General features: G+C 61.5%; 16 protein-coding genes. 15 read left to right on the top strand and 1 reads right to left on the bottom strand.

The annotated features are described in order from the left end of the window. Window positions 1–137 precede the first annotated feature (137 nt). The 14 genes from QQJ84_RS02895 to QQJ84_RS02830 all read left to right on the top strand — a co-directional run bounded on the left by QQJ84_RS02895 (window position 138) and on the right by QQJ84_RS02830 (window position 14,912). On the top strand, window positions 138–2,507 hold the full coding sequence (locus QQJ84_RS02895) for a TonB-dependent receptor (protein ID WP_284256460.1): 2,370 nt from the start codon (window positions 138–140) through the stop codon (window positions 2,505–2,507). A gap of 10 nt (window positions 2,508–2,517) precedes the next feature. Beyond that, window positions 2,518–2,907: a c-type cytochrome gene (locus QQJ84_RS02890; protein ID WP_284256459.1), complete on the top strand. Its 390-nt coding sequence runs from the start codon at window positions 2,518–2,520 to the stop codon at window positions 2,905–2,907. A 2-nt stretch (window positions 2,908–2,909) separates the two neighbouring features. Further along, a complete protein-coding gene (locus tag QQJ84_RS02885; protein ID WP_284256458.1) occupies window positions 2,910–3,635 on the top strand; it encodes an energy transducer TonB in 726 nt (241 codons plus the stop codon). A gap of 489 nt (window positions 3,636–4,124) precedes the next feature. After that, window positions 4,125–4,265 carry a Flp family type IVb pilin gene (locus QQJ84_RS02880; RefSeq protein ID WP_284256457.1) on the top strand — a complete coding sequence of 47 codons (141 nt, stop codon included), beginning with the start codon at window positions 4,125–4,127 and terminating at the stop codon, window positions 4,263–4,265. Window positions 4,266–4,821: 556 nt separating this feature from the next. Next, window positions 4,822–5,010 (top strand): Flp family type IVb pilin, encoded by a 189-nt coding sequence (locus QQJ84_RS02875; protein ID WP_284256456.1) that lies wholly within the window; start codon window positions 4,822–4,824, stop codon window positions 5,008–5,010. A gap of 759 nt (window positions 5,011–5,769) precedes the next feature. Continuing rightward, window positions 5,770–6,279: an A24 family peptidase gene (locus tag QQJ84_RS02870; protein ID WP_284256455.1), complete on the top strand. Its 510-nt coding sequence runs from the start codon at window positions 5,770–5,772 to the stop codon at window positions 6,277–6,279. Between the two features lie 7 nt (window positions 6,280–6,286). Then, on the top strand, window positions 6,287–7,126 hold the full coding sequence (gene cpaB, locus QQJ84_RS02865; protein ID WP_284256454.1) for a Flp pilus assembly protein CpaB: 840 nt from the start codon (window positions 6,287–6,289) through the stop codon (window positions 7,124–7,126). Then, window positions 7,126–8,571: a type II and III secretion system protein family protein gene (locus tag QQJ84_RS02860; RefSeq protein WP_284256453.1), complete on the top strand. Its 1,446-nt coding sequence runs from the start codon at window positions 7,126–7,128 to the stop codon at window positions 8,569–8,571. The genes cpaB and QQJ84_RS02860 overlap by 1 nt, the downstream gene beginning before the upstream one ends. Window positions 8,572–8,585: 14 nt before the next feature. Next, window positions 8,586–8,888 carry a hypothetical protein gene (locus tag QQJ84_RS02855; protein WP_284256452.1) on the top strand — a complete coding sequence of 101 codons (303 nt, stop codon included), beginning with the start codon at window positions 8,586–8,588 and terminating at the stop codon, window positions 8,886–8,888. A 46-nt stretch (window positions 8,889–8,934) separates the two neighbouring features. Beyond that, window positions 8,935–10,197 (top strand): AAA family ATPase, encoded by a 1,263-nt coding sequence (locus QQJ84_RS02850; protein WP_284256451.1) that lies wholly within the window; start codon window positions 8,935–8,937, stop codon window positions 10,195–10,197. Between the two features lie 4 nt (window positions 10,198–10,201). Next, entirely contained in the window at window positions 10,202–11,650 is a 1,449-nt protein-coding gene (locus QQJ84_RS02845) for a CpaF family protein (protein WP_284256450.1), read from the top strand. Then, the gene (locus QQJ84_RS02840; RefSeq protein WP_284256449.1) at window positions 11,647–12,636 is read left to right on the top strand and encodes a type II secretion system F family protein; all 990 of its coding nucleotides are present in this window, start codon (window positions 11,647–11,649) and stop codon (window positions 12,634–12,636) included. Before QQJ84_RS02845 ends, QQJ84_RS02840 begins: the two co-directional genes overlap by 4 nt. A gap of 9 nt (window positions 12,637–12,645) precedes the next feature. Then, window positions 12,646–13,587, top strand: a complete 942-nt coding sequence (locus QQJ84_RS02835) for a type II secretion system F family protein (RefSeq protein WP_284256448.1) — start codon at window positions 12,646–12,648, stop codon at window positions 13,585–13,587. A gap of 8 nt (window positions 13,588–13,595) precedes the next feature. Next, window positions 13,596–14,912 carry an SPOR domain-containing protein gene (locus QQJ84_RS02830; RefSeq protein WP_284256447.1) on the top strand — a complete coding sequence of 439 codons (1,317 nt, stop codon included), beginning with the start codon at window positions 13,596–13,598 and terminating at the stop codon, window positions 14,910–14,912. Window positions 14,913–14,957: 45 nt separating this feature from the next. Here QQJ84_RS02830 and gltX read toward each other — a convergent pair whose 3' ends face one another. After that, window positions 14,958–16,349, bottom strand: coding sequence for a glutamate--tRNA ligase (gltX, locus tag QQJ84_RS02825; RefSeq protein WP_284256446.1), 1,392 nt, complete (start codon window positions 16,347–16,349; stop codon window positions 14,958–14,960). An 80-nt stretch (window positions 16,350–16,429) separates the two neighbouring features. Here gltX and QQJ84_RS02820 point away from each other — a divergent pair, with 80 nt between their 5' ends. Further along, window positions 16,430–18,436, top strand: coding sequence for a ComEC/Rec2 family competence protein (locus tag QQJ84_RS02820; RefSeq protein ID WP_284256445.1), 2,007 nt, complete (start codon window positions 16,430–16,432; stop codon window positions 18,434–18,436). The last annotated feature ends 22 nt before the right edge of the window (window positions 18,437–18,458 follow it).

Raw genomic sequence — 18,458 nt, 5'->3', positions numbered from 1 at the left:
CTTTGTCTTATATTTGCCACGGAATTATCACTAAACAGAAATAGCAACCCAACATGTGTTGCGGTACTAAGTCCCACGCTAAAGGGCGGCGAGCAAACGCATGACCCGATACGCATGGCAACTGGGGACTTCATAACATGGATACCAATCAATCGTTACAAAACGCGCTTCGCGCTGCTTGCTCGTGCTTCGCTATGCGCGCGGCGCTGGCGGCTTTTGGCCTTGCCGGCACCGGCGTTGCGTCCGCGATGGCGCAATCGGTGAACGCTGGCACAGTGAGCGCTTCCGCCACAACCATCGGGGCGAATACAGGATTCGCCGATGCGGTTTTGAGCAAGAAGGCAGTGCAGCACCAAAGTCAGTCGGTGTCCACGATCACCAAGGCTGAAACAAATTTGTTCACGCCGCAGACTTCAGGTTTGCAGACTCTCACGGTCAAGCCCGGCATCAGCATCAACGGCTATAACGCCACCAGCGGCTCCGCGCGCTCAACCGTCTCGATGCGCGGCGTGAAGGTCGGCTGGAACTCCGTGCCAGGCGATCTGGAGACCAACGGCGTCACCATGCTGCTTGACGGCATTCCTCTCAACAGCCTGATCCAGGGCACCGGCTGGCACTCCACCGAAATCCCGATGGGCACGCTGCTAAGCGGCACCAACATCATCTTTGGCCCCGGCAACCCGCGTGACCGCTGGTATGACAGCCTCGGCGGCACTGTTAATTTTATTCCGGTGCAGCCCACCGAGAAGCCCGAGGCCGGCATCAGCGCTTCCTACGGCAGCAACGAGCAGAAAAACGTTTCGCTTTATGCCTCCAGCGGCGTGCATGATGGCTGGTCATCCGTTCTTGGCTACGCCTACGGAGAAGGCAACACTTTCCGCACGGGCGGATATAACGACCCCGCTCACGCCACCCAGCTCTACGCCAAGGTGCGTAAGGATTTCACCGGCGGCCATATCAGCATCGGCGCCTATTGGCAGCACAGCACCGAGCAGCGCCCCAATGACATCCCCGTCAACCCGATCGCGGGCGTTACTGTCGCCGGGCTCAATGTTCCTGGCGCGCAGCTCTACAGCCAGCAGACCTCGGGCTTCTATTCCGATCTGCCGCAATCGGTCTGGTTCAAGAAGAACCAGATTCAGAATTATATCGGTTACGCCAAGTTCTTTGATCAGCTGGATACCAACACCAGCCTCACCAATCTTCTCTGGTATCGCCACGGCGAGGTGATCCACTATCGCGTGAATCCTGGTTTTCAGGCTGCCAGCCTGAATGACAGCGAATTCTACAACCCGCATTCCGACACCATCGGCGACAAGCTCAGCTTCGACACCAGCCTGCCCTACAACACGGTCAGCTACGGCGGTTATGTGATCGCCTCGCACACGGTGGATTCCTATCGTGGCTACCAGGAGCTCAGCTATCAAGGCTCCACCCCAACCAGCCAGTTGCTGCCCTATCAGGCCACGCAAAGCATTTACGACAATCTCTTCGCCGCTGTTTTCCTGCAGGATGATATTTCACCCATCCCGGCGCTGCATATCGTGCCCGGCATCCAGCTCGTTAACTACGGCACCAGCTTCTACAACAACAATGCCAGCTACGCGCTGCAATATCCGCCGGTGCAGCCTGGCAACACCAACCCCAGCGTGAACAAGGATTTCCAGCGTCCTGAATTCTCGATTGGCGCGACCTATGACATTTTCCCCTGGCTCACCCCCTATGCCAACTTTGCTGTCACCTATCAAAACCCCACCGGCGGCGTCTTCAACAACGCGCAGACTGATCTGCCCTCCCTGAAGCCGGTAAAGAGCACCGATTACGAAATCGGCGTGCGCATGCTGCAGGATAATTTCATGGGCTTTGAGGAAGTCTCAGGAGCCCTGGGCTATTACCACGATGTTCTGAGCGACCAGACCATCCCCATCAGCCTCGCCAACCAGCCGAATGTGACAACCTTCGGCTACGGCTCGGCCATTTTGCAGGGTGTCAACGCCGAATTTGACGGCAAGGTGAACTTCAATTGGGAATTCTTCGCCAACGCCGGCTATTTCGACGGCCATTATACCTCTTATTTCTCGCCCGGCTCGGGAACTTATTACAACGGCGTTCCGGTCTCTAACACGCCAACCCTGACCAGCAACATCGGCTTCACCTATCAGCGCTTCGTCGGTGAAAACCTCGTCAAGGCCAGCGTCTTCGACCAGTATTTCGGTCATAGCTACATGTTCAACAACCTCATCCAGGCGCCCACGACGCAGAAGATCCAGGCCTATAACCTGGTCAACTTCAACGTCACCATGAGCACGCCTTATTTCAACCACCTCGTCCCGGGGCTGGGTGACCTGACCTTTGGCGTCAGCGGTTCCAACATTCTCGACCGTCATTACAACTCCACCGAATACGTCTCCTCCGGCGGCTATTTCGGCGGCGCCGGTGCCGGTTCGGTCATCGCCAACCCCGGCCAGGGCCGCGCCATCTTCGGCACGGTCAGCATGAAGTTCTGAGAGTAGGGTCATGATTAAAAAACACCTCCTTCTTGCCGTCCTCGCAACCGTTGGCATGCCGCTGTTCGCAGCGCATGCTGCGGCCCCGGACGCCAAGGCCGGCTACGCCGTCTATCGCGGCCAATGCTCGGATTGTCACAGTAACCGCGCAGGTGTGGACCGTTTCGGTCCCACCCTCGCCGGGGTTTATGGCCGCATGTCAGGCACGGCGCCGCGGCATCGCTACTCCAAGGCGATGGCCGATTCGCATCTCGTGTGGAACGCCGCCACGCTCGATGCGTTTCTTAAAAACCCGCGCGCCGATATGCACGGCACCATCATGCCCTACAGCGGCCTGGCCAGCGCCACCGCCAGGGCAAATGTGATAGCCTATCTCAAATCGATTTCTCCAGGTTCCTAGGGATGAACGTACAAAACGCGAACCCCGGCCCGGCCGTCATGGCCGATTATCACGGCGGCGGGCATTTCTGGCAGGCGTTGATCGCGGCGGTTATTGTCGAGGGCCTTCTGGTCCTCGGCTTTGCCTATGTCTCGGCAACGATCGGTCACAAAGCGGCCGCTGTTCAGCCTAGCGTGATGAATATTTCCATCCAGCAAGTTCCCCCGCCTCCCGTGGCCAAGCCGCCCCCGCCGGCGCCGCCCCCACCCCAGGCATTGCCTCAGCCCGCGCCGCCGCCGCCGCCGCCGCCGCCAAAGCCCGTGGCAAGGCCGGCGCCAAGGCCGATCATGCGGAAAATGCCCGTCATCAAACCAGTGGTGCCGGCCAAACCGGTGTTTCAAACACCGCCACCGCCGCCTGAGCCCGCTCCCGTGCCGCCAAATGCCCAAATGCAGGCCACCGCCGAACAGCTCTACGGCGAGGCATTGAACGCGCGTGTTCAGGCTGGGCTGGTGGTTCCCTCCGCCGTGCAGCTTATGGCGCTGTCAGGCACAACCGTTCTTGCCGTCACCGTCGCACCGAGCGGCGCTGTGCTTTCAGTTGCCATCATCCAAAGCTCCGGTGCCCCCCCGATCGACGCGGCCGCCGAGTCGGCCGTGCGCTCTGTTTCACTCCCCGCATTTTCCGCTGGAATGGCTCAGCACCCGATCACGTTCGACCTGACGGTAAAACTCTCGACAAACCAGTAAGAAGCCCGGGCAGCGCATGGCATGAGAGCGCACGATGATTTCAGGTTCACCAGCGGCGCGGATGAATTTGATGTCATCATACGCTAACATGCCATGCCTGGCCCCCCTGAATCGCGGGCCGGGATGTGGGTATGGCGCTGGATGCCTGGGGGAGAATAACCGGAGCGCTCCACCTTGAGTGGAGCTTTTTTGTGCTTGCGTTGAAAAAGTACAGTTTGCCCAATAAATGGAATAAATCATAATATATGGACCCGCATGTTCGGCATTTTGTCGTCGTTTCAGGGGAAGGGGGCGATTTTTCTTGCAGAAACGGTCATTCCGCTGACACAATCTCGTGAGCTTGTGTCGTGAGAGGGTGTCTATTTAATTTAAATGTGTAATCATACATGACGCTTTTTGTGAGTGCCCTTTATGCGGGGGATTGAAATGGTCCTAAGCAGTTGCTGGCAGTTTGTGCGGGGTAGATACCTCTGGGGCAGGAGTTTGGCCTTGTGGCGCGAGCGCCGGGCGGTTACCGCCATCGAGTATGCGCTGATCGCGTTAATCATCGTTATCGGAATAATCTGGGGCGCCAGCAGCATCGGTCATTCTCTGACCGTCACCTTCAATTCAGTATCGTCGGAGTTGTAGGCAGGCTGGATAAATGGGGGCTTCCCACGGGCGGACGCCCCCGGTGTGGCGTTTGCGGCAAAAACTGCGCTGCCTGGGCAACATGGGCTGCTGGTTGTCAATTTTTGACAGTCCGGGATATGTGCGGTCAGGATTCGCTTGGCTTGCGTGGATTTTTCACGACATATTCCGGGGATCACGAAATTTTGATGACAATGTCAAAAACCGAAAAATGCTAAAAAAAATTTTTTAGTACAAAAAACATATTTATCACTCAGTCGACTCGTTTAGTTAGCACTAAATCATCTTAATTATTAGAAATAAAATCAAAAAAAGTTAATTAAATTTTTTATTGTTCACACGCTAAAATGTCCCATAAAATTTGCCGCGGCCGACATGAAAAGGCGTAAATGCTATGGAAACATTTGTTTGACAAAATCCCCTAGATTCCGTGTAGTGGAAGCCGACCCTGATAGGGTTAACGTGAAAAGCAAACGTGAAACTGTTTTTTGTGTTTATCATTTGACCCTAGCCGTCTTGCCGCGGTTTTGTCTCAACGTTGAAAAGGATCTATATCATGCTCGTTAATTATGTCCGCACCGCCGTCGCCCTGAAGCTCAACGAACTGAAGTTCGACAAGCGCGCCGTGACCGCGATTGAATATGCGCTGATCGCGGCTCTCATCGCCGTCGTCATCATTGGCGCCGTCACCACCCTCGGGTCTAACGTATCCAAAACCTTCAACTCGGTTGCCTCCGAGCTCTAATATCCAAGAGTCGATTATCTCTTGATAGTGTAACGGCCGGTGATGTTCACCGGCCGTTTTGCTGCCCGGCGCGCGGCAGTCTCGTCTGCCTTGGCTGCCAGAGCCTGGCCGCTTGAAGTTCGCTTAACCTGAGCGGGCCGCAAACGTGAATCGTGCCTGAAGCGTTCGTGCGTTTAACCTCATTTAATTGCCGTGCAGGGGCTGTCAGGCCCGCCGCGCCGTCCTTCCCGCGTGGATTTTGGCGGAATCATATGCTGGTGGTCAGCCCCGGGGCCTGGTATCCGCACAACGCGTTTTGCTGCATTGAAATAAAATTACATGAACATTGAGATAAAATTACGTGCGGCGAAAGATTGTTTGACAAAATGCCCTAAATTCCGTGTATTACAGAACAACTATAATTGAACGGCGCGGCCCAGTGAAGATTGGTCCGGTTCACCTCGTTCGTAATGAGATGGCGGGTTGGCGGGGTCGTTTTTTTGGAACTGAGGCTGGGAACAAGGATTTAAAAGCTGATCGCTCATTTGTTTGAAAGTTGTACAATCAGGCCGGTTTCTGGCCCGTGAGTTCTTGCTGGGGGGAATTTTTTCCGGGGGATGCAAGGCGGCATGAAAACTTTACCTGTTGTTACGATTTTTCCGTTTGATCCTGCAAAGATACTTTTGAATGCCTGGGTTAGTTTGCGAACATGTGGCAGTGAGATGAAGACCGGCAAATAAGGAATATCTTGGTGATGCGGCGTTTTGTAGGGGCAACAGCATGTTAACGGCGGTTCTGTCCATCGGGGCGGCGGGTTTGCTTGTTTATGCGGCGCTGCATGACCTTGCGGCGCGGACGGTTCCCAATTGGCTGCCTCTCACCTTGCTGGCTTTAGGTTTTTGCGCGCGCTTGGCTGACCACACCCTGTTCACCGGGCTGGCCGTGGCCGGCGGGGCATTCTTTGTCCTGTTCATCGTCTGGCTGCTCGGCGCCATGGGTGGGGGCGATGTAAAGCTGTGGGCCGCGACGGCATTGTTGATCCCGCCGCTGCTGCAACCCGAACTGGCTTTTTTTCTCCGTGTCGTGGTTTTCGGCGGTATTCTTGCGCTGTTTTATCTGTCTCTGGGCTTTGTCGTCCACAAGCCGCAGGGGCTGAAAACCGGCGGGCTGCTGCGGCGCCTGCTGCGGGCGGAAGCCTGGCGGATCAGCCGGCGCGCGTCTTTGCCTTATGCTTGCGCAATCGCGGGCAGTGCCATCGTAACTCTTTTACCTCTTTCTTTTCAGCGTTAGGTAGAACATGATTTTTCGTCTTGGAGTATTCGGGGTTCTGGTCGTGGCGCTGATCGCGGTCGCGCTGTTCGGCTTCTCCATCCTGAAGCAGTCGAAGCAGCAGCAAGTGGTGGCGCCGCCGGCGACTGAACAAATTCTGGTCGCGGCCGTGCAGCTGCAGGGCGGCAGCCTTTTGCAACCGGCGGATATTTCGGCAGGGGCTGTCGCGGCCGGTACCTCGCCGCTGGGCGCCGAGCAGGACACGCCGCAGAACCGCGCGGCCCTTACCGGCGCCATGATCCGCACTTCGCTGGCTCCCGGCTCGCCCATTCTGGACTCAGAAGTCATTCGCCCCGGCGACCATGGCTTTCTCGCGGCGGTGCTGATGCCCGGCATGCGGGCTGTCACCGTTGGCGTTGATAATATCTCCGGCGCCAACGGCCTGATCTGGCCGGGCGATAATGTCGACGTGCTTCTCACGCAGTCGATCAGCGGCGCGCCGAGCGATAAAAGCATTGCCGCCGAAGTGGTGCTCAGCGATGTCCGCGTCATCGCGACCGGCGCCGAATTGGTGAAAACCGCGGAAAACGCCCCTAACGGCGGGCCTCCCGCGCAGACCGTCACGCTGGAGGTAACCCAGGATCAGGCCGCCCGCATTCTGGTGGCGACCAATCTTGGAAAACTTTCGCTCATCGTCCACTCCTCGCAGGCCCGCGCAGGAGCGGTACAGTTGAACGCGCAGCCCGCCCAACCTGTCTGGGCGGGGGATGTCTCGCCGGCCCTGGCCAACCAGCATCCATCAGTGCCGCAAGTTTCAACTGTCAAGGTATTCCAGGGCACCCCCAACGAACAGGATTATAGCTTCTGATGACCGCCCCATCAAAACGCGGATACGTCCCGCTTGTTCTATCGGCCGCAATTGGTCTGGTTCCTGTTCTCGCCTTGGCGCAGGACCAGCCCCAACCGCTTGACGGCTCAGCGGCTGCTGGTGTTTCGCCACCGGTCGTTGCCACCGGGCCGGCGTTCTTCGGCGGCATATCGCTCGCCAAGGGCAGTGGCCAGCTGGTCAAATTGCCGCACCCGGTGGCGAATATCTTTGCCGCCGACCCCAGCATCGTCGAGGTGCGCCCGGCCAGCCCGAACACCATGTTTGTGTTCGGCACTAACACGGGCGAGACCACCATCGTCACCACCGACACGGCGGGCAACACCATTGCCCAGTATTCGGTCTCGGTTCATCCCTCCTCCTTCGTTAACGACCGGCTCCAGTCCCAGGTCGATAAAGCCGCCCCTGGCAACAGCGTCACCTCCGAGACCGAGCCTGGCGGTGTGGTTGTGCGCGGCACGGTGCGCACGCCAGAGCAGGCGGCCAATGTCGTTGAGCAGGCCAAGCTGATCTCTCCCAGCGGCACCGTGGTTAATAATCTGCAGGTGCAGGAGCCGATCCAGGTTGAACTGAAGGTCCGCATCGCCTCCATGTCGCGCAACACGACGCGTGAACTCGGCATCAACTGGGGTGCGGTCACGAGTGCTGGCTTCAATATCGGCAAGTTCGTGCTAACCGGATCAACAGGCTCCGCAGCCGCTTCACTCTCTCCCACCACGCAGGGCGGGCTTGGCGTCATCTTCCCCGGCGGCAATTTCGAAGGCGTCATCGACGCCCTGGCCACCGACAATCTGGCGCATATTCTGGCCGAGCCAACTTTAACGACATTAAGCGGCACGCAGGCCAGCTTCCAGGTCGGTGGGCAGTTTCCCATCCCGGTCAGCTCGGCGAACGGCGTGGTGACGGTCACGTTTAAAAACTACGGCGTATTGCTCACCTTCATTCCGACGGTGTTTTCCGATGGCCGGATCTCCCTGCAGGTGGCGCCGCAGCTCAGCGAACTGAACTCAGCCAACTCCGCGAATATTTCCTCGGGCGCCACGGGTGGCCAGGTGTTTAGCGTCCCCTCGCTCAATGTCACCGCGGCATCCAGCACCGTCATCCTGGGTAGCGGCCAGGGCATGGCCATTGCGGGCTTGCTGGAGGATCAGTCCAATCAGGTTGATAACGGCGTGCCGGGCCTGAGCGAGACGCCGATCATCGGCGCTCTCTTCCGGGGCGATGCCTTTCAGCGTCAGCAGCAGGAAGTCGTGATCACGGTCACACCCTATCTGGTCAACCCGGTCAGCAACCCCGGCGCCCTGGCATCACCCGATGATGGCTGGACCCCGCCCAACGATCTGCAGCGGATCTTCATGCTGCGCGACAACGGCACCAACACAGCCAGCACCACCATTCCAGGCGATGCCGGGTTCATCGTACAGTGAAAGGATCATTCCCCTTGCGCTCGCTGGCTTTTTTCTCATTTTGTGTGATGCTGCTCAGCCTGAGCGGCTGTGTGCTGGACCCGTATCAGCGGCCAGGAACCTGGTCGGCGACAGGCGCCAGCAGGGAGGATATTGCCCAGCAGGTGGCCGATCCGTCCGATCTGATAAGCGGCAAGTCTGAACCTTATGCCAACGGAGTGGCCGCTGCGGCGGGCGTTGACAAGGCGCTTGGCGCCAACGGCGCCGGCACCGCGGCTGGTCTGCAGACCCAGGTCAACCCGACCTCCGTTTTCATCAGCACGACGGTGGGTAACTAAAAATGTTTGATTTCACGGCAAGACATTTTAACACAAGGACTGCGGCATGAGCCAACAGGGTCCACGCGTAACCTCTACTGACGGCGGGCTGACCAATCGCCCCGATCGTCTGACCGTGCTCGCATTTCTGGGAGACCCCGCGACCGAACAGGTGTTGCGGGACGGTCTCGGCGATCAGGTCGCAAATGGCATGGATATAAGGCGCGGCACGGTCCGCACCGCCATTGCCGCCATGGCCAAGCTGCAAACGCCGGAAGTGTTGATTGTCGACATCGCGGGCGAGGAACAGCCGCTGCACGCGCTTGGCGAACTGTCTGATGTCGTGGAGCCCGGCGTGCGGGTGCTGGTTATCGGCGATACCGACGATGTGGATTTTTACCGCCATATCACCCGCGGCATGGGGGTGATGGAATATATCTTCAAGCCAATCACCCGCGAGGCGGTCGCCCGCTATTTCGCGCCGCTGGTTACCCGCAAAACCGTCGGCCAGGATGCCACGCGCGGCGGCCGCGTCATCGCGGTCATGGGTGCGCGCGGCGGGGTGGGCAGCACCACCATCGCCGGCAATCTTGCGTGGCTGCTGGGGGTCATCGCCAAGCGCCATACGGTGTTCCTCGAGTCTGACCTGCACATGGGCTCCGGCGCCCTGCTGCTCGGCGCCAAAACCGGCCCCGGCCTGCGCATGGCGCTGGAAACGCCGGACCGTATCGACCCGCTGTTCGTCGAGCGCGCGGCGCAGCCGGTGGCCGAGCGGCTGCAGGTTCTCGCCTCGGAGGAAAAACTGAACGATCCTCTGAACTATGCGCCAGGCGCGGCCCGCCGCCTGATCGAGACCCTGCGCGTGCGCTATAATTTCATCATCATGGACGTGCCGTTCCTGCCCATGCAATGCAACCGGGAACTGATCGAATACGCGCATCACCGCGTAATCGTCATGGACCCCTCATTGGCCAGTGTGCGCGACACATTGCGCCTGCTCGGCCTGCCCAACGGGCCGTGGCAGCCGCAAAGCCCGACCATCGTGCTCAACCGCCAGGGCCGCCCCGGCGGTCTCACCCGCAAGCAGATTGAGGAGGCGCTGAAGGTGAAGATCGATGTGGTGATCCCCGATATCCCCAAACAACTGAATGAGAGCGCCAGCTTTGGCGACCCGGCGGTAACGAGCTCCGGTCCGTTCCGGCAGGCGATCATCGATCTGTCGCGTGAAATCGGCTTCGTCGGCGGCCGTGAGGATGGCGGCGTTGCCGGCTCCTCCTCAACGGGCGCCGTGTCGGGGCTGTTCAAGATGTTCGGCCTACAAAAAGGTTAAGGCGATGACTGACGCCAACATCCCCATTTTCGGCCGGCGCCGTAACGAGCAGGCCAGCAACATACTGGCGGCGCAGGGGGGGGGCACTGTGGCGCCTACGGCCGCTTCAACGCCGGTTTCCGCGCGCACTACCTCCGACGCGGCGGCCAGCGCCACAATCGCGGCGGCAGCCGCGCACGCGGCCGCCATCACCACCCGTTCCGATATCGCTGAATTGCGCGCGCTTTGCCTCGCGCGCATGGATGCCACGGCTGTCGCCAGCCTGCATCCTGATCGCCTGCTCATCGAGGTGGAACGTCTGATCTCCGATCTGGCAACCGAGAAGCGCGTTCAGTTGAATGGCCGCGAGCAGCGCAGCCTGGCAACAGAGCTGGTTGACGACATGCTGGGCCTCGGCCCGCTGGAGCCTTTGCTGCTTGACGATTCGATCAACGACATCATGGTCAACGGCCCCGACCATACCTTCGTGGAGCGTGGCGGCAAGCTGGTGCAGGTGCCGGTGCGCTTCCGCGACTGGACGCATCTGACCAACGTCTGCCAGCGCATCGCCGCCTCCGTTGGCCGCCGTGTCGATGAAGCAAGCCCGATGTGCGATGCGCGCTTGAAGGACGGCTCGCGCGTCAACATCATCCTCCCCCCGCTGGCGATTGATGGCCCCTCGCTCTCCATTCGTAAATTCTCCAAAAAGCCGATCGACTTCGAGAAGCTGATCCAATACGGCTCGCTCACGCCGCCGATCGCCCGTATTCTCGAAATTGCGGCCCGCACCCGTCTGAACATCATCGTCTCCGGCGGCACCGGCTCGGGCAAGACCACGATGATGAACGCAATGAGCCGCTTCATCGATCCCGCCGAGCGTGTCGTCACGGTGGAAGACGCCGCCGAACTGCAATTGCAGCAGCCGCATGTGGTGCGCCTGGAAACCCGCCCGGCCAGCCTGGAGGGCAAGGGCGAGGTCAACGCCCGCGATCTCGTGCGTAACGCGCTGCGTATGCGCCCTGACCGGATCATCATCGGTGAGGTCCGCGGCGCCGAGGCATTCGATATGTTGCAGGCCATGAACACCGGCCACGATGGCTCGATGTCCACCATTCACGCCAACAACACGCGCGACGCGCTGGCGCGTATCGAGAACATGGTGCAGATGTCGAGCATGGGCCTCTCGCCAAAGGCCATCCGCACGCAGGTGGTGGCGGCAGTTAACATCATCGTGCAGGTGGAACGCCAGCGCGACGGTGGCCGGCGCGTCACCCAGGTCACTGAAATCGCGGGCATTGAGGGTGAGACCCAGCTGCTCAACGACATCTTCAAATTCGAGGTCACGGGCGAGACCGCCACCGGCAAGCTGACCGGCCGTTACGAGGTCAGCCGCATCCGCTCCGCCTTCCATGAACGGCTGCAATATTTCGGCCTTGACCGTTCCTGGATGGCCGCTCTGGATGACATCGGATGATTTTCCACGAACTTGTTTTTCTGTTTGCCATCATCGTCGTCCTGCTGGTTCTGGCGGGGATTGTTCTCGTTTCGATTCTGCAAAGCTATGACCGGCAACAGAAGCTTCAGCTCCGTATGCAGGATGTTGTTGCTCCAGGGGAGCGATCGATAAAAACCGCGGTTGAGGAAATCTCGTTGACCCATAAAGTCTCGAGAATCCAGGAGCTCAAGGAAAGGGCAGCGGGATTTATCGGCGTCGACCTGCGCCAGGCCGAGACCTACCCGATCAAATGGTGGCTGGTCCCGCCGCTGACCCTGGTGCTCACCGCCGTGGTGGTCTTGATGGCCTCGCATCCGCTGAGCGGTTACAAGGCTCTCGTATTTCTGCTGACTTATTTTGCCTCCCCCGTTATCTGGCTGGTGCTGACCAAATTCGTCTTCAACTGGTTCACCAACCGGCGGAACGCCAAGCTGTTGGAACAATTTCCAGATGCGCTGAGCACCATCGTGCGTTGCGTGCGCGTTGGCATTCCCATCGGTGAAGCCCTGCGCACGGTCGCGCGCGATGCGCAGGAGCCGACCAAGACAGAGTTCGACGTTCTGGCCGACAAAGTTTCGATCGGCATTCCGCTCGACATCGCCCTGCGGGAGCTTTCGCAGCGGATCAAACTCACCGAATATCAGTTTTTCGCAACCGCGCTAACATTGCAGGCTCGTTCGGGCGGCGGCATCACGCAGACGCTGGAAACCCTGGCCGAGGTGATCCGCAAACGTGTCGGCCTGAAGGCGCGTGGTTATGCGCTCACCGCGGAGGCGCGCACCAGCGCGCTGATCCTCTCGGTTCTGCCCTTTATCGCTGCCGGCGCGATCTTTGTGATGCAGCGCGAATACATCATGATGCTGTTCACCACGAAAAGCGGTGAATCCGTACTTGGCGTCGCCATCCTGCTGATGGGGATCGGCATGGGAACGATCCAATACATGATCAGCAATGTTTTGAAGTAGCGCGATATCATGCCCCAAACATATATCTTTTTAGCCGTCGTTTTTCTGTTCCTTCTCGTCGTGGTGGCGGGCTTCTATCTGGCAAACGAGCTTGCCCGCTCCGGGCGGCTTGCCAGCCGTATCGAATTCGTCAAATCAGGCGGCCAGGCGCAGCAACCGGTGGCACACAAGCCCGAGGGCGCCCTGCTGCTGCGGATACTCTCCGCCTTTGGTATGTTCATCGCGCGCAGCGGCCTTCTTTCGGGCAAGACGCTGGCGGAAATGACCGCGACGCTGGAAGGTGCCGGCTTCCGCGGCGGGCGGGGGCTTGGCCTGTTCATCGGCGCGAAAATCATGCTCGGGCTGCTGCTGCCGGTGCTGGTCTTTTTTGCCCTGCGCGATGTCGGCAGCGGCTTGCTGTGGATGGTGGTCAAAATCGGCGGCGCCGCGATGGCCGGCCTGCTCCTGCCGGAGACAATCGCAACCAATATCCGTACCCGCCATCTTAAGCAGGTTGAAGCCGGCGTGCCGGATGCGCTGGACATGATGGTGATCTGCGCGGATGCAGGCCTGGCTCTGGAAGCCGGGCTGGCGCGCGTGGCGCAGGAGCTGGAAGGACTCAATTCTGCCCTGGCGAAAGAGCTGACCCAGACTTCACGCGAATTGCAGATCGGCTCGGACATGCGCCAGGCGATGGAATCGCTCGGCCAGCGCACCGGGCTGGACCCGCTGAAGCGCCTGGCGACGACGCTGATACAATCCCTGCACTATGGCACCCCGCTCACCCAGGCGTTGCGCTCGCTCTCGGGGGAGCTGCGCCAGGAGGCCCTCATCAAATTCGAGGAACGCGCCGGCCGCTTGCCGACCTTAATGACCATCCCGATGATTCTTTTTATTTTGCCGTGCGTCTTTCTGGTCGTGGCAGGGCCTGCGATCATCAATGTCTTGGCGACCCTCCATGGGCAAAAGTAGAGTAAACCATGAAAATTTTTCACAGAGCCGGATTGTTTGAGATGGCCCAATTCAACAGATTGTCACTGAGGCGGCCAAGCGCCATCTGGCTGGTGCCGGTCTTGCTTCTGGCTTCCTGCGCACAGCAAAGCGCTGCGAACAACGCGGTGGCGAATGCGCAGATCGGCACGAACACGCTGAATGTCGCCGATGCCGCGATCGCCGGCGGCGACCCGAATATGGCGCTCTCGGTCAGCCAGTCCATCCTCGCGACTGATCCCGGCAATGTTCAGGCCTTGGAGCATGAAGGCGATGCTTATTACGCCCTGAACCGCTGCCCCGCATCCGTGGCCGCCTATCAGCTGGCGCTGCAGCATGACCCCAAATCCGCCGTGGCGGAAACAGGGCAGGGGCGCTGCCTGCTCAAAACCGATCCCCATGCGGCTGAACTTGCTTTCATGCGGGCCGTGCAGGACGATCCGGGCAACGCCAACGCCCTGAACGACCTTGGCATCGCCCGTGACCTGCAGGGTAATTTCGCCGGCGCGGTCGACCCCTACCAGAAGGCGCTGCTGGCCGACCCAAGCCTTACCGCCGTCGAGGTGAACCTCGGCCTCTCGCTGGCCCTTTCCGGCAACGGCCCGCTTGCCCTGCAATATCTCGGCCCGCTCGCCACCAGCCCGCAGGCCACGCCCAAAATCCGCGAGGATTACGCCGCCGCCCTGGTCGCCTCCGGCCGCAAGGATGAAGCCCGTCAGGTGCTGGCGATTGATCTGCCCCCTGATCAGGTGAACAGCGCCCTCGATGGTTTCTCCACCCTGATCGCGCAGTCGCAGTCCGTGCCACCTCCGGCGCCGCCGCCGCCGACCGTTCAGCAGGTGCCGGCGCCCGCCCCGGTGACAGCCACGCCCTTGCCGCAATCGGCCACCACCCCCGCGGCGCCACTGGCGCGGCCAACCCCGCTGGCCGCCGCCGCGCCGCCGCCGTCTCCCGTGGTGGCGCAGATTTCCCCCGTTACGGCGCCCACACCAACACCCGCGCCTTATTCGCAGCCTTATAGCGCCATCATGGCGGCTGAGGCCGCATCATCCAGCGTCCCATCCGCCGCCACGGTGCAGCTCGGAGCGCTCAACTCCCGTAATGACGCGCAGCGCGCCTGGTCACATCTTGCCAAATCCTCACCGGCTCTTTTTGTGGGCCGTTCGCCGCAAATCGCCCCTGTTACGCTGGGCGGCAAAACCTTTTACCGGCTGCGTGTCGGCGGTTTCGAAAACAAAGTCGCCGCTGCGCATTTTTGCAACGAGCTTCAGGCCGCCGGTCATCGCTGCACCCCGGCGGATTTCTGAAATAAAATCCCCCGCTGGTCTCAGCGGGGGATTTTCAAACCAAGGTCAAACAACCGCGCGCAACCGCGCCAGGCTTTCCTCCGCGCCCAAGGCCTCCAGCGTCGCGTCTATCCCCGGGCTCATCGTGCTGCCGGTCAGCGCCGCGCGCAGAGGCTGCGCCACCTGGCCGAGCTTGCGTCCCTCCGCCTCGGCAAACCCGCGCAGCGCCGCATCAACGCCCGCGGCGGAAAAATCCGTGGCCGCCAGCACAGGTATCAGCCGCCCCAGCATCGCCTTCGCCTCATCGGTCAGCAGCGCCAAAGCCTTTGGCTCGAAGGGCAGCGGCACGCCGCGCGCCAGAAACGCCGCCGACACGGCCAGATCCGCCAGATTTTTCGCACGCTCCTTCAGCCCTGGCATAAGGCGCAGAATCCGCCCCATCGCCGCCGCATCCACCACAATTCCGGCCTTGGCCAGCCGCATCACCACATCCTCGCGCAACCGCGCATCATCCGCCCCGCGCAGCCATACCCCGTTCAAATGGGTCAGCTTGGCGTAGTCCATCCGGCTCGCGGCCCGGCCCACGCCCTCCAGCGTAAACAGCTCCACCTGTTCGGCGCGCGTCAAAAACTCCGCATCGCCATGCCCCCAGCCCAGCCGCAGCAGGTAGTTGCACAAAGCCTCGGGCAGAAACCCTTCCTCGCGAAACTCCAGAATGCTCACCGCGCCGTGGCGCTTGGAGAGCTTGGCCCCGTCCGCGCCATGGATCAGCGGGATATGCGCGAACTGCGGTTTCTCCCAGCCCATGGCGTCATAAATCTGAATCTGCCGGAACGTGTTGGTGAGGTGATCATCGCCGCGGATGACATGGGTGATATCCATGTCATGGTCATCCACCACCACGGCATGCAAGTAGGTCGGCGTGCCATCGGAGCGCAGGATGATCATGTCATCCATCTCCGCATTCTGCACTTTCACGGTGCCCTGCACGAGGTCCTGCAACACCACCTCGCCCTCGCGCGGCGCCTTCAGCCTTATCGCGGGCTTCACCCCGGCGGGCGCCTCCGCCGGGTCGCGGTCGCGCCAGCGCCCGTCATAGCGCGGCGGACGCTTCTCAGCCGCCGCCTGCTCGCGCATCGCCTGCAACTCCTCGGCGGTGCAATAGCATTTATACGCGCGCCCCTGCGCCAGCAGCTCGAGCGCCACCTCCACATGCCGCGCCTCGCGGGTGGATTGATACACCGGCGGCGCATCCGCGTTCAGACCAAGCCATTCCAGCCCGTCCAAAATCACCTGCACCGCTTCCTGGGTGGAGCGCGCCTTATCGGTGTCCTCAATGCGCAGCAGAAACTCGCCGCCATGATGCCTGGCGAACAGGTAGTTGAACAACGCCGTCCGGGCGCCGCCGATATGCAGCAGGCCGGTGGGGGAGGGGGCAAAACGGGTACGGATTTTCATGCCCAGCGTTTAGCATTCTTGCGCCGCATTGTGCCAGACGGGGCAACCGCCTAACGTCAACCAACAACTGGAGGTTGTTGGTGCGCGACGCATTCGCCAAATGGGCCGAGGCCGAGCGGGGCCGGTTTTCGCTGTTGCTGCCCGTTGCCATGGGGGCTGCGATCCTGGTCTATTTCGCGCTGCCCGCCGAGCCGCCGCCCTGGCTGGGGATAACACTGCCCATCCTCAGCCTCATCGCCCTCGCCGCCGGGTGGCGCCACCCTTATTGGCGCTTTGCCGCCGCCCTGGCCCTGGCCGCCTCGCTTGGCTTCGCCCGCGCCGAGTGGCGCACCGCCGCCCAGCCGCCCCTCATCACCATCCCCTCTGGCCCCATCGGCCTCTCAGGCACCATCGCGCGGATAGACCTGCTCCCAGGCGCGCGCCGCCTCACCCTGGCGCACCCCAGCCTGGACGGCGCCGCCCCGCTCCCCCGCACCATCCGCCTGCGCCTGCGCGGCACCGATGCAACGCCGCTGAGCGTGGGCGAGGCGGTGCGCGCCTATGCCATGCTCTTCCCGCCGGACCGCCCGGCCTATCCCGGTGGCTGGGATCAGGGGCGCCAGGATTTCTTCGCCGGTCTCGCCGCCTCCGGCTTCGCGCTGGGCGATGTCAGCATCACCGCCCCGGCCCCGCCCGGCGCCTTGGCCGCCTGGCTGCAAAATCTGCGCGCGGGCATCGCCTTGCGTATCCTCAGGGTGCTGCCGGTCTCCACCGGGTCCATCGCCGTCACGCTGCTCACCGGCGACGAGCAGGCCATCCCCGCCGCCGAGCATGATAATTTCATCGCCGCCGGGCTGGCGCATATTCTCGCGGTGGCGGGGCTGCATGCCGGCATCGTCATGGGGCTGTTTTTCAGCGCCACCCGCTTCCTGCTCACGCGGCACGAGCGTCTGGCCCTGCGCCTCCCGGTCAAACCTCTCGCCGCCGCCGCCGCGCTGCTCGGCGGGGCGGCCTATGCGGCGCTCACCGGCGCGCATCTGCCGATCCTGCGCAGCCTCGCCATGGCCTCGCTGGTCACGCTCGGGGTTTTCATGGGGCGGCGCGCGATCTCCTTCCGTGGCCTCGCCATTGCCGCCACGCTTATCATGCTGGTCACGCCCGAAGCCGTGCTGGGGGTCAGCTTCCAGATGAGTTTCTCCGCCGTGCTGGCGCTCATCGCGGGGTTTGCCGCGGTTCAGCATGCCATGGCGCGTTTCCACGCCGCCAGTTCGCGCGCCGGGAGCTTTGCGATGCACGGCGCGGCGCTGGCCTACACCAGCCTGCTGGCGGGCGGCGCCTCCATGCCCTTTGCCGCCTACCAGTTCCAGCAGGTGCAACCTTATTGGATTCCCGCCAACCTCCTCGCCGTGCCGCTCACCGCGCTGTGGATCCTCCCCCTCGGCCTGCTGGCGCTGGCGCTGATGCCGCTTGGCCTGCAGGCCCTCGCACTTCTGCCCATGGCGCGCGGCATCGCCATCATCCTCTGGGTCACCGCCCGCATCGCCACCTGGCCCGCCGCCATGCTGCGCATCCAGCCGATGCCCAGCCTCGCCATCCTGCTCATTGCCGCCGGGCTGATCTGGCTTTGCATCTGGCGCGGCACGCCGCGTTTCGCGGGCCTGGTGCTCATGCTTGCCGGCCTCGCCGTCTATGCCGCCGCCCGCCCGCCTGACATTCTGGTCTCGCCCGGCGCCGAACTCATCGCCATCCGCGCCGCGCCACGGATTTTCCTGATCAGCCGCGGCAAGCCCCAATCCTACACCCTCGCACAATGGGCGCCGGTCTGGGCCGGCACGCCGCTCACCCCGGCGCGATGCACACAAAACACCTGCCGCCTCGGCGCCGTGCTGTTTGCCCTCTCGCCCCCGCCGGGCGGCTGCGGCGATGTTGTGGTGGCCGTCTCGCCTGAGCCTCTGCGCGGCGCCTGCGGCAACACGCCGGTCATTGACCGTCTCTCCGTCTACCGCAACGGTGCCACCGCCGCCTGGATAACCGGGCGCAGCCTCACCCTGCTTACCGACCGCGCGGTCCAGGGCGCACGCCCCTGGGTCGTCTTCTACCCAAAATAAAACAACTATAGGTTGACTTTTT

Source organism: Acidocella aquatica, assembly GCF_030160635.1.
In the GTDB taxonomy this organism is placed as follows: Bacteria; Pseudomonadota; Alphaproteobacteria; order Acetobacterales; family Acetobacteraceae; genus Acidocella; species Acidocella aquatica.
Note: the sequence above shows the minus strand (reverse complement) of the source record. Positions and strands in the feature narration are given on the sequence as shown.

What these genes read in the sequence shown, in the direction of transcription:
- gltX (WP_284256446.1), bottom strand. Translation starts at nt 16,349, where the DNA reads ATGAAAATCCGTACCCGTTTTGCCCCCTCCCCCACCGGCCTGCTGCAT.
- QQJ84_RS02840 (WP_284256449.1), top strand. Translation starts at nt 11,647, where the DNA reads ATGATTTTCCACGAACTTGTTTTTCTGTTTGCCATCATCGTCGTCCTG.
- cpaB (WP_284256454.1), top strand. Translation starts at nt 6,287, where the DNA reads ATGATTTTTCGTCTTGGAGTATTCGGGGTTCTGGTCGTGGCGCTGATC.
- QQJ84_RS02850 (WP_284256451.1), top strand. Translation starts at nt 8,935, where the DNA reads ATGAGCCAACAGGGTCCACGCGTAACCTCTACTGACGGCGGGCTGACC.
- QQJ84_RS02885 (WP_284256458.1), top strand. Translation starts at nt 2,910, where the DNA reads ATGAACGTACAAAACGCGAACCCCGGCCCGGCCGTCATGGCCGATTAT.
- QQJ84_RS02830 (WP_284256447.1), top strand. Translation starts at nt 13,596, where the DNA reads ATGAAAATTTTTCACAGAGCCGGATTGTTTGAGATGGCCCAATTCAAC.
- QQJ84_RS02845 (WP_284256450.1), top strand. Translation starts at nt 10,202, where the DNA reads ATGACTGACGCCAACATCCCCATTTTCGGCCGGCGCCGTAACGAGCAG.
- QQJ84_RS02870 (WP_284256455.1), top strand. Translation starts at nt 5,770, where the DNA reads ATGTTAACGGCGGTTCTGTCCATCGGGGCGGCGGGTTTGCTTGTTTAT.
- QQJ84_RS02860 (WP_284256453.1), top strand. Translation starts at nt 7,126, where the DNA reads ATGACCGCCCCATCAAAACGCGGATACGTCCCGCTTGTTCTATCGGCC.
- QQJ84_RS02890 (WP_284256459.1), top strand. Translation starts at nt 2,518, where the DNA reads ATGATTAAAAAACACCTCCTTCTTGCCGTCCTCGCAACCGTTGGCATG.
- QQJ84_RS02895 (WP_284256460.1), top strand. Translation starts at nt 138, where the DNA reads ATGGATACCAATCAATCGTTACAAAACGCGCTTCGCGCTGCTTGCTCG.
- QQJ84_RS02875 (WP_284256456.1), top strand. Translation starts at nt 4,822, where the DNA reads ATGCTCGTTAATTATGTCCGCACCGCCGTCGCCCTGAAGCTCAACGAA.
- QQJ84_RS02835 (WP_284256448.1), top strand. Translation starts at nt 12,646, where the DNA reads ATGCCCCAAACATATATCTTTTTAGCCGTCGTTTTTCTGTTCCTTCTC.